This window comes from Winogradskyella sp. 266wxhm, assembly GCF_058964685.1.
The window spans coordinates 2,700,719-2,716,214 of record NZ_CM179559.1; the positions used below are offsets into that span (position 1 = coordinate 2,700,719).

The 15,496-nt window shown below is 33.3% G+C and carries 14 protein-coding genes; 9 read left to right on the plus strand and 5 right to left on the minus strand.

The genetic code is table 11. From position 1 onward, the window contains the following. The 9 genes from AC2H4K_RS12100 (at window position 1) to secDF (ending at window position 11,440) form a co-directional block, all read left to right on the plus strand. Complete coding sequence (locus AC2H4K_RS12100) at window positions 1-777, plus strand: DUF6090 family protein (protein ID WP_281141443.1); 777 nt, start codon at window positions 1-3, stop codon at window positions 775-777. Then, the gene (locus AC2H4K_RS12105) at window positions 774-1,526 is read left to right on the plus strand and encodes a DUF6090 family protein (protein WP_281141442.1); all 753 of its coding nucleotides are present in this window, start codon (window positions 774-776) and stop codon (window positions 1,524-1,526) included. Before AC2H4K_RS12100 ends, AC2H4K_RS12105 begins: the two co-directional genes overlap by 4 nt. A gap of 170 nt (window positions 1,527-1,696) precedes the next feature. Beyond that, on the plus strand, window positions 1,697-2,266 hold the full coding sequence (locus tag AC2H4K_RS12110) for a helix-turn-helix domain-containing protein (RefSeq protein WP_281141441.1): 570 nt from the start codon (window positions 1,697-1,699) through the stop codon (window positions 2,264-2,266). A gap of 32 nt (window positions 2,267-2,298) precedes the next feature. Continuing rightward, complete coding sequence (locus tag AC2H4K_RS12115; RefSeq protein WP_281141440.1) at window positions 2,299-3,123, plus strand: CPBP family intramembrane glutamic endopeptidase; 825 nt, start codon at window positions 2,299-2,301, stop codon at window positions 3,121-3,123. A 249-nt stretch (window positions 3,124-3,372) separates the two neighbouring features. Then, complete coding sequence (gyrB, locus tag AC2H4K_RS12120; RefSeq protein ID WP_281141439.1) at window positions 3,373-5,310, plus strand: DNA topoisomerase (ATP-hydrolyzing) subunit B; 1,938 nt, start codon at window positions 3,373-3,375, stop codon at window positions 5,308-5,310. Window positions 5,311-5,464: 154 nt separating this feature from the next. Continuing rightward, entirely contained in the window at window positions 5,465-6,481 is a 1,017-nt protein-coding gene (locus AC2H4K_RS12125; RefSeq protein WP_281141438.1) for a DUF6588 family protein, read from the plus strand. Window positions 6,482-6,614: 133 nt separating this feature from the next. Then, window positions 6,615-7,541, plus strand: a complete 927-nt coding sequence (locus AC2H4K_RS12130) for a malate dehydrogenase (protein WP_281141437.1) — start codon at window positions 6,615-6,617, stop codon at window positions 7,539-7,541. A gap of 73 nt (window positions 7,542-7,614) precedes the next feature. Further along, window positions 7,615-8,238, plus strand: a complete 624-nt coding sequence (locus AC2H4K_RS12135; protein ID WP_281141436.1) for a hypothetical protein — start codon at window positions 7,615-7,617, stop codon at window positions 8,236-8,238. Between the two features lie 154 nt (window positions 8,239-8,392). Further along, window positions 8,393-11,440, plus strand: coding sequence for a protein translocase subunit SecDF (secDF, locus tag AC2H4K_RS12140; protein ID WP_281141435.1), 3,048 nt, complete (start codon window positions 8,393-8,395; stop codon window positions 11,438-11,440). Window positions 11,441-11,536: 96 nt separating this feature from the next. On the opposite strand, the gene AC2H4K_RS12145 is transcribed toward secDF, so the two are convergent. The 5 genes from AC2H4K_RS12145 to folE all read right to left on the minus strand — a co-directional run bounded on the left by AC2H4K_RS12145 (window position 11,537) and on the right by folE (window position 15,433). Then, window positions 11,537-12,037, minus strand: coding sequence for a DUF192 domain-containing protein (locus AC2H4K_RS12145; RefSeq protein ID WP_281141434.1), 501 nt, complete (start codon window positions 12,035-12,037; stop codon window positions 11,537-11,539). Next, the gene (gene lgt / locus AC2H4K_RS12150; protein WP_281141433.1) at window positions 12,037-12,861 is read right to left on the minus strand and encodes a prolipoprotein diacylglyceryl transferase; all 825 of its coding nucleotides are present in this window, start codon (window positions 12,859-12,861) and stop codon (window positions 12,037-12,039) included. The genes AC2H4K_RS12145 and lgt overlap by 1 nt, the downstream gene beginning before the upstream one ends. A 65-nt stretch (window positions 12,862-12,926) precedes the next feature. Next, window positions 12,927-13,160: a membrane protein insertion efficiency factor YidD gene (gene yidD, locus AC2H4K_RS12155; RefSeq protein ID WP_281141432.1), complete on the minus strand. Its 234-nt coding sequence runs from the start codon at window positions 13,158-13,160 to the stop codon at window positions 12,927-12,929. 56 nt (window positions 13,161-13,216) lie between these two features. Beyond that, entirely contained in the window at window positions 13,217-14,698 is a 1,482-nt protein-coding gene (gene cysS / locus AC2H4K_RS12160) for a cysteine--tRNA ligase (RefSeq protein WP_281141431.1), read from the minus strand. 57 nt (window positions 14,699-14,755) lie between these two features. Continuing rightward, complete coding sequence (gene folE / locus AC2H4K_RS12165) at window positions 14,756-15,433, minus strand: GTP cyclohydrolase I FolE (protein WP_281141430.1); 678 nt, start codon at window positions 15,431-15,433, stop codon at window positions 14,756-14,758. Window positions 15,434-15,496: the final 63 nt, after the last annotated feature.

Genomic DNA, 15,496 nt, shown 5'->3' on the forward strand with positions numbered 1-15,496 from the left:
ATGCTTAAATTCTTTAGAAATATTAGAAAATCCCTTCTCAATGAAGGTAAGACTGGAAAGTACCTTAAATATGCTATTGGAGAAATTGTACTTGTTGTTATTGGTATTTTAATAGCGCTTCAAATTAACAATTGGAACGAAAATAGAAAATTAGAAAATAGTAAGGAAAAACTAATGTTGGCGCTAAAAAAAGAATTATTAATCAATCAGGAGACATTAGAACGCTATACTTTAGAGTTGTATGATAGCAACAGTAAGTTTAATAAAGTACTTAATGTTTCTGCAGGTAAAATTACTTTGCCTCCAGATAGCTTAAAGCAATATTTGTCTGAGGCGATGTATGCAACAACATTGTCATTTTTGAATACGGTTCAAGAGGAAGCTGTTTCCACTGGTAAATTTGAGCTTTTAAGTGATACTTTAAAACAAAAATTGTCCCTCTTAAAGGACTATACCAAGTCAAGAACTTCAATATATGAGGAAAGAAGTAAAAATTACTACAATAGTGATCTTAAACTTGAAAAACTAAAGATTAAACTGGGAATGAATCCTGATGTGCCAGAACGTATTTCATCACATCCGCCTATTCCTACACATCCAGAATTTTTGTTAAATGAATCGGAATTATTAGAAGTAATTAAGGATCCTGAGACCTATATAGCTCTTGGGAATATTTATAAAAATTATATGAATGATGAAATCTGGATAAAATTTGGTTTACTCAGGTTAACCAAGGAGTCTGTAGCTTTAATCGATAAAGAATTAAGTGAATTATGATTAAAATCTTTAGAAATATTAGAAAGTCACTTCTTAACGAAGGTAAAACTGGTAAGTATTTTAGATATGCTATTGGCGAAATCATTCTTGTTGTAGTTGGAATTCTAATTGCACTTCAGATTAATAACTGGAATGAAGAAAGAAAGGATAAAGTCAAGGAAACAAAAATGCTAATGTCACTTCAGGAAGACTTTCAATCTACAAGAAGTAATTTAAAAGCTTCGCTAGACTATTATCCTGTGCTCAGACGTCGTCTAGAGAGACAAATAAAATATCTGGGTTTCACTAAGGAAGAAATCAACGATTCGGTAATTAGTTATTTATCGGGTACTTTTTTTCCTAATACCGAAATCATAGAAGGAAGTTTAAATGTTATTTTAAGTTCAGATAATCTTCAGCTTATTTCTAACGATAGTTTAAAAAAACACCTTACAGCTTATCCATCTTACTTATCGAGCTTTAAAGAACAGGAATTTGAGACAAAAAATCTTGTTTTAAAAGAACATAGGCCTATTGTAGAACGTCATATTTCTTTAACAGATTGGTTTCTTGATGATGAAAAATATCCAGATTTAAGAGATAGGGCTATTCCTTCTGATTTTGTATCATTGGTCAATGATCATGATTTTCAAAACGTCTTAGTTAAAGAAATATATCATATATGGTACACTACTGATAGAGCAAAATTCCTTCTCGAAAAAACCGAGAAAATTCTCGAAAGTATCAACGAAGAACTAAAGTCTGATTAATGACTAAGTTTTGATTGTTTTAGAAAAATATCTTATCGTATTATGAAGCTTTTTAATAGTGGTGTGCTTCAAAACCCTTATATTTACTAATAATGACAGATAGGTGACATTTAAATGTCGTGCTAAAAACCAGGTGTTAGCTGTAAGTTTGTATCAGCAAAACAATAGCAATGAAAAATAATTCTATCAGTGACAACTTAGTTTATCAGAGAAAACTAAAAGGCTTTACACAAGAGCAGCTTTCAGAAGAATCATCAGTTACAATTCGTACAATACAACGAATAGAAAAGGGTGATGTGCAACCGCATTTGCAAACCGTAAAATTACTAGCTGTAGGTTTGGGAATAGAAGTAGAGGACTTAATAGTTTTAGACGACCCGAAAACAGAAACCGTACAACGCAAATGGATGCTGTTGCTACATGGCTCACCATTTTTTGGTTTAGTAATCCCTTTTGCAAATGTTTTATTTCCACTTTTTATATGGATAAGTAAAGCAGAAGACAATAAAATATATGATGAACATGGTCGTGCAATTATTAATTTTCATTGTACTATAAACCTCTTGCTGATTATATCTTTATTGTTGTTTTTTCCATTTCCAGGTTTCAATTATTTTCTAACGGCAGCAGTATTTCTTTTCGGTATTATTTTTAGCCTGAAAAATTTAATGTCTGCACTAAGTTCAGGAACTTGCTATTATCCGTTATCCATCCCTTTCCTTAAATCAAAAAAGATTTAGTTCATTTTTTAACATTTTAAAATTTATATGACATGAAAACAAAATTCATGCAGATATCTTCTGCACTTATGTTACCTATTGCTTTTATAGTAATTTTAATTCTTTTGAATATTGTGCCCTTTGCTTCACTGAGTAAGTATGGCTTTGGTGGAATACTCGTTACTGCAATTGCTTTGTTGCTTACCTATGGTTTTGTAAAAAAAGATGGGAAAACATTAAGGGATATAGGGTTTTCTTTTAGTAAGAATACTCCAATCAACTTTTTAAAAGGGCTAATGATTGGATGTTTGGTAGCAATAACAATGTTTGCGATAATTCTAACCCTTTCAGAATTGCAAATTTCTTTTAATGAAGAAGCAAATATTCCGAGTGTTTTGATATGGTTATTGGCTTTTTTTCCACTTGCATATATGGAAGAAGTGATTTTTAGAGGTTATGCATTTACAAAGCTCATTGAACTTGGTGGAATTTGGCCTGCCCAAATTTTAATGGCATTACTTTTTACTTGGTATCATGATTTTACAGGTGCTACATTTTTTGTTCAGTTGTTAGGTCCTGGTGTTTGGGCGCTAATTTATGGTGTTGCATTAATCTGGTCTAAAGGAATAGCGTTACCTACAGGATTGCACATGGGTTTAAATATTATTTTAGCTTTGGTAAGTCAAAAAGATAATAGAGAGGGTTTATGGTATTTAGACTATAAAACAGAAAATACTCAAGATTTAATTTTAGACAGTGAGACTGTTAGTTTGATTATGCAGATTTGTGTTTTAGTAACCGGAATAGTTTTGACAGAATATTTTAGAAGAAAGTATAGAAATAAAGGTAAAATGTTGAACCAATTAAAAGCAAAATAACGGTCGATAAAACACTTTTGTAAAATTCAATTGTCGGTAAGTAGAAAAAAACACTAAGATCCAATTTAAAGTACTTTTTAGGCGTTTTAAGCAACTTTTTCTTAATTAACAATTGTTAATAATTATCCCTTTCAATCGATTAAAAGCTTTTAAAAAGCCATCTAAATTCGTATATTTGTTTGTACTCAAAAGAGACGCCAAAACAGCGTCTTTTTTTGTGTTGAAATAGCAATAAAATTATAAGTTTATATGAGCGAAGAAAACAAAAAGCAATATGGCGCAGATAGTATCCAAGCCCTCGAAGGGATGGAGCACGTGCGCATGCGTCCATCAATGTATATTGGTGATGTTGGAGTAAGAGGATTACATCACTTAGTGTATGAGGTTGTAGACAACTCTATTGATGAGGCACTTGCTGGTCATTGTAATAATATTTCGGTAACTATCAATGAGGATAATTCCATAACTACAGAAGATGATGGTCGTGGTATTCCGGTAGATTTACATAAAAAAGAAGGTGTATCTGCATTAGAGGTTGTAATGACTAAAATTGGAGCAGGTGGTAAGTTCGATAAGGATTCTTATAAGGTTTCTGGTGGACTTCATGGTGTAGGTGTTAGTTGTGTGAACGCATTGTCAGAGCACTTAAAAGCTACAGTTTACAGAAGTGGACAAATTTGGGAACAAGAATACGAAAGAGGAAAAACACTTTACCCAGTTAAGGCTGTTGGTGAGTCTGATAAAACAGGTACTATTGTAACTTTTAAACCAGATCCTCAAATATTCCAACAAACATTAGAATACAATTACGATACTTTAGCAAGTCGTATGCGAGAATTGGCATACCTTAATAAAGGGATTACAATTCATTTAATAGACAAAAGAAGCAAAAAAGAGGATGGTTCTTTTGAAGGAGAAACGTTTCATTCGGAAGAAGGTCTTACTGAGTTTGTAAAGTTCTTAGACGGAAACAGAGAGCCTTTAATGCAAAGTGCTATAGCTTTTGAAGGGGAAAAGAATGGTATTCCTGTAGAGGTGGCTATGATTTATAATACGTCTTATGCGGAAAATCTTCACTCTTATGTAAATAACATTAATACGCACGAAGGTGGTACGCACTTATCAGGATTTAGACGTGGTTTAACGCATACATTGAAAAAATATGCGGATGAATCAGGAATGTTAGATAAGTTAAAGTTCGATATTGCAGGTGATGATTTCCGTGAAGGTTTAACAGCTATCGTTTCGGTAAAAGTTGCAGAACCACAGTTCGAAGGTCAGACAAAAACTAAGTTGGGTAATCGTGAAGTTTCAGCGTCTGTGTCTCAAGCAGTTTCAGAAATGTTAACAGATTACTTAGAAGAACACCCAGATGATGCTAAAACTATCGTTCAGAAAGTAATACTTGCAGCTCAAGCACGTCATGCAGCTCAGAAAGCACGTGAAATGGTGCAGCGTAAAACTGTAATGAGTATTGGTGGACTTCCTGGGAAATTATCAGATTGTTCAGAACAAGATCCTGAAAAGTGTGAAGTATTCTTGGTTGAGGGTGATTCCGCAGGTGGAACAGCTAAACAAGGTAGAGATAGAGCGTTTCAAGCAATTCTACCATTAAGAGGTAAAATTCTTAATGTTGAAAAAGCAATGACACACAAGGTTTTTGAAAATGAAGAGATCAAAAATATCTTTACAGCATTAGGTGTTACAATTGGTACAGAAGAAGATAGTAAAGCGCTAAACCTTTCAAAATTACGTTACCACAAAATCGTAATTATGTGTGATGCCGATATTGATGGGTCTCACATTGCGACTCTAATTCTTACCTTCTTCTTCCGTTATATGAAAGAATTGATAGAACAAGGACATGTTTATATTGCAACTCCACCATTATACTTGGTGAAGAAAGGCTCTAAGAAACAATATGCTTGGTCAGACAAAGAGCGTGATACTATAGCCGAATCTTTTGGTGGTAGTGTAGGTATACAACGTTATAAAGGTCTTGGTGAGATGAATGCAGAGCAACTTTGGGATACCACTATGAATCCTGAGTTTAGAACATTACGTCAAGTTAATATTGATAATGGAACTGAGGCAGACCGTATCTTCTCAATGTTAATGGGAGATGAGGTACCACCACGTAGAGAATTTATAGAAAAGAATGCTATCTATGCTAATATTGACGCGTAAATAATATTTTTTAAAACTAAACTTAAAGCAATTACGTTAATAATGTAGTTGCTTTTTTTATACACTTGAATGTCGATAAAATACAAATTATGTCGGTAAAGTGTTTAATTAAGGTTGTTTTAATATATTTGTCCCAGATTTAAACCCAATTCAAATGAAAAAAAGAATTTTATTTTCAATAGTTTTTTTAATCAGCTTATTAACTCGTGCGCAAAATGATATAGATGTTCTTCTTGCTGCAGGTATAGATGATGCGCAACGCTTCGCAAAAGATTATTTGGCTCCTGGTACTAATGGAATCATGCACAGTATGAATGCTAACTGGTTTAATTCGGCAAAAGTAAAGCCCTTAGGAGGCTTTGAGATTTCAGTAATAGCAAATGCTTCTTTGGTAAAAGATGAAGATAAAACCTTTTACTTGAACACGGCAGATTATAATAATGTGCAATTTGTAACTGGTCCAAGCGCACAGAATGTAGCTTCTGTTTTAGGAGAGAATAATCCTGATATTTTTGTTGAGATTCAATATGATGATCCGATTTTTGGAACACAAACAGCTCAGATTGAGCTTCCACAAGGTATAGGTGATCAAAGTGCTAATATGCTTCCGACAGCCTTTATACAGGGTGCCGTTGGTATAAGTAGTGGTTTAGAGTTAAAAGCACGTTTTGTTCCTAAGGTAGAAACTGATGAAGTTGATATAAGTATGTATGGTGCAGGTTTACAAGTGGAATTTACAGATTGGTTGCCAGCAGATAAAATTTGGCCAGTGGCAATTTCTGGTTTGGTAGCTTACAATCACTTAGATGGTTCTTATGATATTACCGATTCGTCAGGAATTGATGGTGAAAATCAGAAATTGGAAAATAGTACTAATACATGGTTGTTTCAGCTTATAGCTTCAACCAAAATGCCTGTAATTAATTTTTATGGTGGTTTAGGATATATTAGCGGAAAAGCAGAGTCTGATTTAAAAGGTAACTATAGAGTAACAAATGGATTTTTAACAACAGATACTATTACAGATCCATTTTCAGTTTCCAGTGAGGTTTCAGCTGTCAGAGGAACTATCGGGACAAAATTAAAACTAGGTTTTTTCAGATTGAATGCAGAATATCATCTTTCAGAATTTGATGCCTTTTCTGTAGGTATTAATTTTGGATTTAGATAGTCAGAAAAAATATTTTTTTAAATATTGAAAAGCACAAGATATACTCTTGTGCTTTCTTCTTTTACAGGGATTTTATTTGTAAATTTGTTGCTATTAATACATTTAGTTTCACAATAAAAAATTATATAAAAACATGAAAGTAACAGTAGTTGGAGCTGGAGCAGTTGGTGCAAGTTGTGCCGAGTATATTGCTATTAAAAATTTCGCTTCAGAAGTTGTAATTTTAGACATTAAAGAAGGATACGCAGAAGGTAAAGCAATGGACCTAATGCAATGTGCTTCACTTAACGGATTTGATACAAAAATTACAGGTAGTACAAACGATTATTCTAAAACTGCAGATAGTGACATCTGTGTAATTACTTCTGGTATTCCTCGTAAACCAGGAATGACTCGTGAAGAATTAATAGGTATCAACGCAGGTATCGTAAAAACTGTTTCTGCTAATTTAGTAGAGCACTCTCCAAATACTATTATCATTGTAGTAAGTAATCCGATGGATACAATGACTTACTTAGTTCATAAAACTACAGACCTTCCTAAAAATAGAATCATAGGAATGGGTGGAGCTTTAGATTCTGCACGTTTCAAATACAGATTAGCTGAAGCTTTAGAAGCACCAATTAGTGATGTTGACGGAATGGTTATCGGTGGTCACAGTGATGTTGGTATGGTACCATTAACATCTCACGCGACTAGAAACAGTATAAAAGTTACTGAATTTTTATCAGAAGAACGTCTTGAGCAAGTAAAAGAAGATACTAAAGTTGGTGGTGCTACACTAACTAAATTATTAGGTACTTCTGCTTGGTATGCTCCAGGTGCTGCTGTTAGTGGTTTAGTACAAGCGATTGCTTGCGACCAAAAGAAAATTTACCCTTGTTCTACGTTATTAGATGGGGAATACGGATTAAGTGATCTTTGTATTGGTGTTCCAGTTGTTTTAGGTAAAAACGGTATTGAAAGCATTGTAGATGTACCATTAAGCGATGCTGAAAAAGAGCATATGGCTGCAAGTGCAGAAGGAGTTAAAAAGACAAATGGTCTTTTAGAATTATAAAATTCATTCTTAACAGAATATATTTAATAAAGACTGTAGAAATACAGTCTTTATTTTTTTCTATATTTGGCGCGTGAAAATTAGATTGCAATTTGGAATCCTTATCGTTTTACTAGCGTTTTTTGGAACGTTAGTAGAGCAGCCTATTGTTCCAAATCAGCAGATTGTAGTTCATTTTTCTGATCAAAATATTTCTGATCAAGATACAGAAAAGACGATTCTGAACATTCAGGAAGAATTACAACGTATTGGCGCAAAGCATGTGCAAATTGGTTATGATGCACAAGGTCAATTGAAGATTACTTACTACAGTGAATCAGATGTTGAACTTATTCAAAATTTACTTCTTCAAGAAAACTTCAAAGTAAGTTTTAATTCAAACCAAGACAAGTCTAGTAACCCTTCAGAACAAAAGGATGTAAAGGATTATGAACTTAATATTTCTGAAATTCAGAAAGATACTCATAATAATGATTGGGGTTTTGAAGGTACAGAAGTTGTTGAGTTTAATCAAAAAACAGATCATCCTCATAACGATTTTAAAGTAAAAGCCTTTGCGAAATATATTAATACTTCGCATACTATATTTGAAAATACTACGGAAACAGAAATGTACGCTGTAGTCATTATTTCAAACAACAATACTCATAAAATACCTGAAGTTAGGGCAGGACCCAACGCTGCTAGAATTATATAATCTACAATAATTCTATAATCAACTTTTCAAAGCTTTTATCAATCAAAAAGCTATAAAAATCATATCAATAAAAACAATTGTCGAGTTTGGATGTAAAGTATATATTTGCGCCCAGAAAAATTTTATATAAGATTCGACACTAAATAATTACAAAATGCAAAACAAAGGAATAATTAAACTTTTTGCCATTTTATTTGGGTTGGTAAGTATTTACCAATTGTCTTTTACATTTAAAGCCAATCAAATAGATGAGCAAGCAGAGCAAGCCGCAATTAGTAAGTATCCTGACACGGTTGAGGATTACCAAACTAAGCGAAATGTAGCAGAAATTAACTACTTAGATTCTTTAAAAACAACTAAAGTTAAAGTAGGAGATAAGTTTGAGCCTATTGAGGTTTACAACTTAGGAGTAGCACAGTTTACGTACCCAGAAGTACAAAACAATGCCATGAACCTTGGTTTAGACCTTAAAGGTGGTATTAACGTAATTCTTCAAATTTCAGTAAGAGACATCTTAAAAGGTTTAGCAGGAAACAGTAAAGATCCTGTGTTTAACAAAGCTTTAGATGATGCTGATGAACTTCAAAAAGATTCACAAGATTCTTACTTGCAATCGTTCTTCGCAGCTTTCGATGCTATTAAAGGAGATACAAAATTAGCGTCGCCAGATATTTTCGCTAATCGTGATATGATGGGTACCATCGACAGAAACATGTCTGATGATGAAGTAAAAGGTATTCTTGAAACTAAAATAGATGAGTCTATTGTTTCTGCTTTTGAGGTATTACGTAAGCGTATCGATAAGTTTGGTGTTACATCTCCAAACATTCAACGTTTAGGAAACTCTGGTCGTATTTTATTAGAACTTCCAGGTGCTAAAGATATAGAGCGTGTTAAAGATTTAGTTACTAAAACAGCACAATTACAATTCTGGGAAACTTATAAAGTAGATGAGGTTGCACCTTATTTATTACAAGTTAATCAAGCTTTAGTAGAAGCAGCTGAAAAAGAAAAACCAGCAAATGAAGAAGAAGTTGCAGAAGCAGAAGTAGAGCAAGATTCAACCGCTAATGCTATTGATGAATTAACTGGTCAGATAGAGTCTGCAGATTCAACAAACGTTGCAGATGTAAACCCATTAGGTATTCAAGGTTTTGGAAACGGTCCTGTAATAGGGATGTTCCTAGCTAAGGATAAGGAAAGAGTAATGGCTAAGCTTAATGACCCTAAAAACAGAGCGCAGTTACCAGCAGAAATGCGTTACTTAAAATTTGTTTGGGGATTACAAGAAGAAGATTCTGAGTATTCTCAATTATATGCAATAAAAAATAATAGAGATGGTGAGCCAGAATTAAGTGGTGCTGTTATTACAGATGCAAGACAAGATTATGATCAGTTAAGCAGACCAGCAGTTAGTATGCAAATGAATGCTCAAGGTGCAAAGACTTGGGAGGAAATGACTAAAGTGGCTTATGAAACTCAAGGTTATATTGCCATAGTTTTAGATGATATTGTTTACTCTGCACCAAGTGTTTCTACAGGTCCTATTTCTGGAGGTAATTCTCAAATTTCTGGAGCGTTTTCTTTAACAGAGGCGGTGGATTTAGCAAACGTTTTAAGAGCTGGTAAATTACCTGCTTCGGCTACAATTGTTCAAGCAGATGAAGTTGGTCCATCTTTAGGACAAGAAGCTATTGATAGTGGAATGAAATCATTTATAATAGCATTGGTGTTTGTATTATTATGGATGGTGTTTTATTACGGTAAGTCAGGAATTTTTGCTGATATCGCTTTGTTATTAAACATCTTATTAATTTTTGGTGTCTTAGCAAGTTTAGGCGCAGTATTAACTTTACCTGGTATTGCAGGTATTGTATTAACAATAGGTATTTCGGTAGATGCCAACGTACTTATATTCGAACGCATTAGGGAAGAGTTAGCTAAAGGAAAATCGCAAAAAGAATCTATTAAAGATGGTTTCTCTAATGCATTATCTTCAATTTTAGATGCTAACATTACTACTGGTTTAACAGCGATTATCTTATTTGTATTCGGAACTGGACCTATCAAAGGTTTCGCAACCACATTAATCATAGGTATTTTAACATCATTATTTACAGCAATCTTTATCACAAGATTATTGATAGACTGGTATGTAAATAGAGGTGGTAACTTAGACTTCTCAACAGGTTTAACAAAGAACTTATTTAAGAATGTAAATATCGATTTCTTAAAGAAGCGTAAGATTGCTTATATTCTTTCAGGTGTTTTATTATTAGCAAGTTTAGGGTCTTTAGTCACTACAGGATTAGATCAAGGTATTGACTTTGTTGGTGGTAGAACATACCAAGTACGTTTCGACCAAGAAGTGAGTGTAGAGGAAGTAAAATCTGACTTAAATGCTGTTTTTGAAAGTGCTGAAGTTAAGACAATTGGTGGTCCTAACCAGTTAAAAATTTCAACAAAATATAAAGTTGAAGACAGTACAATAGAAGCAGATGAAGAAGTTCAGTCTATGCTTTTCGGTGCTTTACAAAAGTATTTGCCATCAGGAATGACATATGAAGAATTTTTAGATGGTTCTGGTGAGGCAAAAATTGGTAAAATGTTGTCTAGTAAGGTGAGTCCAACAATTGCAGATGATATTAAAAAATCTTCAGTATGGGCAATTCTGGGATCTTTGGTTGTGGTATTCCTTTACATCTTATTTAGATTTAAAAGATGGCAATTCTCTCTTGGTGCTGTTGCTGCAGTATTCCATGATGTTATAATTGTATTAGGTATCTATTCTATAACATGGAGATTTATGCCATTTAGTATGGAGATTGATCAAACGTTTATTGCTGCGATATTAACCGTTATTGGTTACTCATTAAACGATACCGTGGTTGTATTTGATAGAATTAGAGAATTCTTAAATGAGCATACAAGCTGGAACTTTAAGAGAACTATAAACGAATCTATAAACAGTACAATTAGTAGAACATTAAATACATCTTTAACAACTTTAGTGGTGTTATTAGCAATGTTCATCTTTGGTGCAGATTCACTTAAAGACTTATTATTCGCATTAATAATAGGTGTTATTGTAGGTACATATTCATCTGTATTTATTGCTACACCATTAATGTATGATACAGCTAAAAAAGGTGATGCAGCAGAATCACTTAAGAACAAAGTAAAAGAAGAAGAGGAAGCGTAATTGCTGAGTTTTCTATCATTGATACAAAAAAAGAGCCTTTCTGAAAAGAAGGGCTTTTTTTTTATTATCGTTTCTGTAAGACAGCAGTCTTGATCTTTATTTCAAAATTTTAAAATCAATTTTATCACCTTCTTCCAATTGCCATTCATCAAATAAACCACCATTTATTTCTAAAACATATTTAGCAGGTGTTCCTGAAGGTAAAGAGGCTTCATTAAAAGGCTTAGCGTTCTTTTGCACACTCACTATAGAACTATCTGCAGCGATATAAATAATGTCTAATGGAATTTTTGTATTCTTCATATAAAAACTTCTGTAGTCTTCATAAGGGAATACAAACAACATACCGTGATTAGTTTCTAATTTTGATCTGTACATCAAACCCGTTTGCGTTTCGTATTCGTTGTCAGCGACCTCAATATCTAAAGTTTTTATAATAGAGTCAGACTTAGTCCTTCTAATTTTTAAAACACCTTCTTTTTTAAAACTAACTTCAACTTTGTCCTCAGTTTTAGTAGGTTTATCGGTTTCTTTACATTGTGTAAATGCCAATAATCCTAATAGTACAAAAGGGTATTTAGAAACTTTAAAAGTCATTAGTTCAATTCTTTTTTAGGCTTATAGGCAAACATAAAATAAAGACCAATGAGTACAAATGGTATGCTTAACCATTGCCCAGTATTTAAGAACCAGTCTTCACGTGCATCTACTTGTGCTTTTTTTACAAATTCTACAAAGAATCGTATGGTCCAAAGTAGTACTAAAAATAGGCCGAATAAAAAGCCCTGTTGTTCTGATTTTTTAGTTTTCCAGTAGAAATAAAACAGAATTAAAAACACAAAAATATAGCAAAATGCTTCGTAAAGTTGTGCTGGATGTCTTGGCTCAGTTTCACTTAGCTGTTTAAAAACCACACCGAAATCACTATTGGTGAATTTTCCAACGATTTCAGAGTTGATGAAATTTCCAATTCTAACAAACACAGCGCCTAGTGCAACAGGAACAACAACTCGATCTAAAATCCATAAAACTGATTTTTTTAAGATTTTCTTATTGTATAAATACATTGATATAATCATCGCAATGGCAGCGCCATGACTAGCCAAACCTTGGAAACCAGTAAATTCAAATCCACCTTTAAATTTAAATGGAAGAAATATGCTAAAAAAGTCTTCTGTTATTAACTCTGGTTGATAAAATATAACATGCCCAAGCCTTGCACCCAACATTATACCTAAAACAGAATAAATAAATAATGAATCTAAAGATTCTTCAGATTGACCTTCGTTTTTGTAGATACGCTTCATAATGTAAAAGCCTAGGATAAAGGCTACAATCCACATAACGCTATAAAAATGAAGTTTAAAAAATCCTAAATCAAGATACTTTACAGGATCCCATACAATGTATAATAAATGCATATAATATCACTTTGAGCTGTAAATATACTATTTTGAAAGGTATTGAAAATGAGATTAACGTAATATTAATCTTCTTTTGGTGGAACAGGGTCGTAACCTTTTCCTCCCCAAGGATGACAACTAAAAATCCGTTTTATAGCTAACCATCCGCCTTTAAAAATTCCATGAACTTCCAAAGCTTCTTTAGCATAATGCGAGCAAGTAGGTTGATATCTACATGTTGCAGGTGTAAGAGGCGAAATAAAAGTCTGATAGATCTTTATTATAAATAAAAAGGGAGCAATCAGAATTTTTTTCATAATGAATGATATAAACTAATAAGTTCGTTCCTTTAAAGAATATTTAAAAGTGACTTTTAGTTGGTCGTAAAAGTTGTGCCATCCTTGCCATCTTGCAATTGTATGCCAGCTTCAGCGAGTTCATCTCTAATCTTATCAGAAAGTGCAAAGTCTTTATTTAATCTTGCTTCTTTTCTAAGATTGATTAAAATTTCAACAGCACTAGTTAATTTAACGGTAGTGTTGTCTGTTTTTGAAGCATCTTGTAAGCCTAAAATTTCAAATGAAAATAATTCTAGAGTTTCTTTTAGTAGCTCTAAATCGTCTTTAGAAATTGTAGCATTACCTTCCTTAACTTGGTTGATGAATTTTACAGCATCAAAAAGCTTAGCGATTAATATTGGTGTATTAAAATCGTCATTCATAGCATCATAACATTGCTGTTTCCATTCAGAAATGTTAATAGAAGAAGAATCATTTGTTTTTAAAGTACCAACAATTTTTAGAGCTTCCATTAGGCGATTGAAGCCTTTTTCAGCCGCAAGAAGTCCGTCGTCAGTTAAGTCTAGAACACTTTTGTAAGAGGCTTGCATCATAAAGAAACGCACAACACTTGGACTGTAACCTTTGGACATAATGTCGTTTTTACCAGAAAGTAATTCGGCAGGATTAATATAGTTTCCGGTAGATTTACTCATTCTAGCTCCATTTAACTCAAGCATGTTAGCGTGCATCCAGTATTTTACAGGATCTTGGCCTTTGGCAGCTTTATTTTGTGCTATCTCACATTCGTGATGTGGGAATTTTAAGTCCATTCCACCACCATGAATATCAAATTGTTCTCCAAGATATTTAGTGCTCATTGCTGTACACTCAAGGTGCCAGCCAGGAAAACCATCGCTCCAAGGAGATGGCCAACGCATAATGTGAGTAGGCTCAGCCTTTTTCCAAAGTGCAAAATCTTGTGGATTCTTTTTATCACTTTGTCCATCAAGCGTACGTGTATTATGAATAAGATCTTCAAGCTTACGTTTGCTCAAAATTCCATACTCGTTAGACTCATTATATTTGTGAACATCAAAATAAACAGAACCATTTACAATATAGGCAAAGCCATTGTCTATGATAGTTTGGATCAATTCTATTTGCTCAATAATATGACCTGTAGCAGTTGGCTCTATGCTTGGTGGCAAAAAGTTGAAGGTGTTTAAAACGTTATGAAAATCTACAGTATAACGCTGTACAATTTCCATTGGTTCTATAGCTTCTAAACGTGCTTTTTTGGTGATTTTGTCTTCACCACGATCGGCATCATTTTCTAAATGTCCTGCATCTGTAATATTTCTTACATACCTAACTTTATAACCAAGGTGCTTAAAGTATCTAAAAATCATGTCAAAAGACATGAAAGTTCTTACATTACCCAAATGTACATTACTATAGACCGTTGGTCCACAAACGTACATGCCTATGTGTCCTTTAGTTATAGGTTCAAAAGGTTCTTTTTCTCCCGTTAGAGAGTTGTAAATCTTTATATTTTGGGTATCGTAAAGTGGCATGTTTTGAGTTTGAAAAAATGTTTAGCAAAACTAAACAACTAACTCAGAGAAAACAAGCTAAAATTGCGTATCTAATTGAATATAATCCAAAAATTCTCTTCGAGTTTCCTTTTCTTTGAATTTTCCACCAAATTCAGAAGTTACAGTACTGCTTTCAATATCTCTTATACCTCTAGAATTTACACATAAATGTTTGGCGTCAATAACACAAGCGACATCTTCAGTCCCTAGTACGTTCTGAAGTTCTTTTACTATTTGAATAGTTAAACGCTCTTGTACTTGTGGTCGCTTAGCATAGTAATCAACAATTCTGTTCATTTTAGATAAACCAACAACAGTACCGTTAGAGATATAAGCAACATGAGCTCTACCAACTATAGGAAGTAAATGGTGCTCGCAAGTAGAGTAAACCGTAATGTTTTTTTCTACTAGCATTTCACCATATTTATATTTGTTGTCAAAAGTGGAAGCACTTGGCTTTTTTTCAGGGTCTAAACCACCAAAAATTTCATTGACAAACATTTTTGCAACACGGTTTGGAGTGCCTTTAAGGCTATCATCAGTAAGATCTAGTCCTAAGGTTTCCATAATATGGCGTACATCGTCCTTAATAATATCTATTTTCTCTTTACCAGAAAGTTTAAATGCATCAGCTCTCATAGGTGTATCACTTGAAGTTCCTACGTGGTCATCGCCTAAAGCATCAATATCATTAAAATCACTTTCAATTTTCATATACAAAATATTAGTCCATCATTAAAAGAAGATGCAAAGATAAGCAATAAAATAGTTTAGATA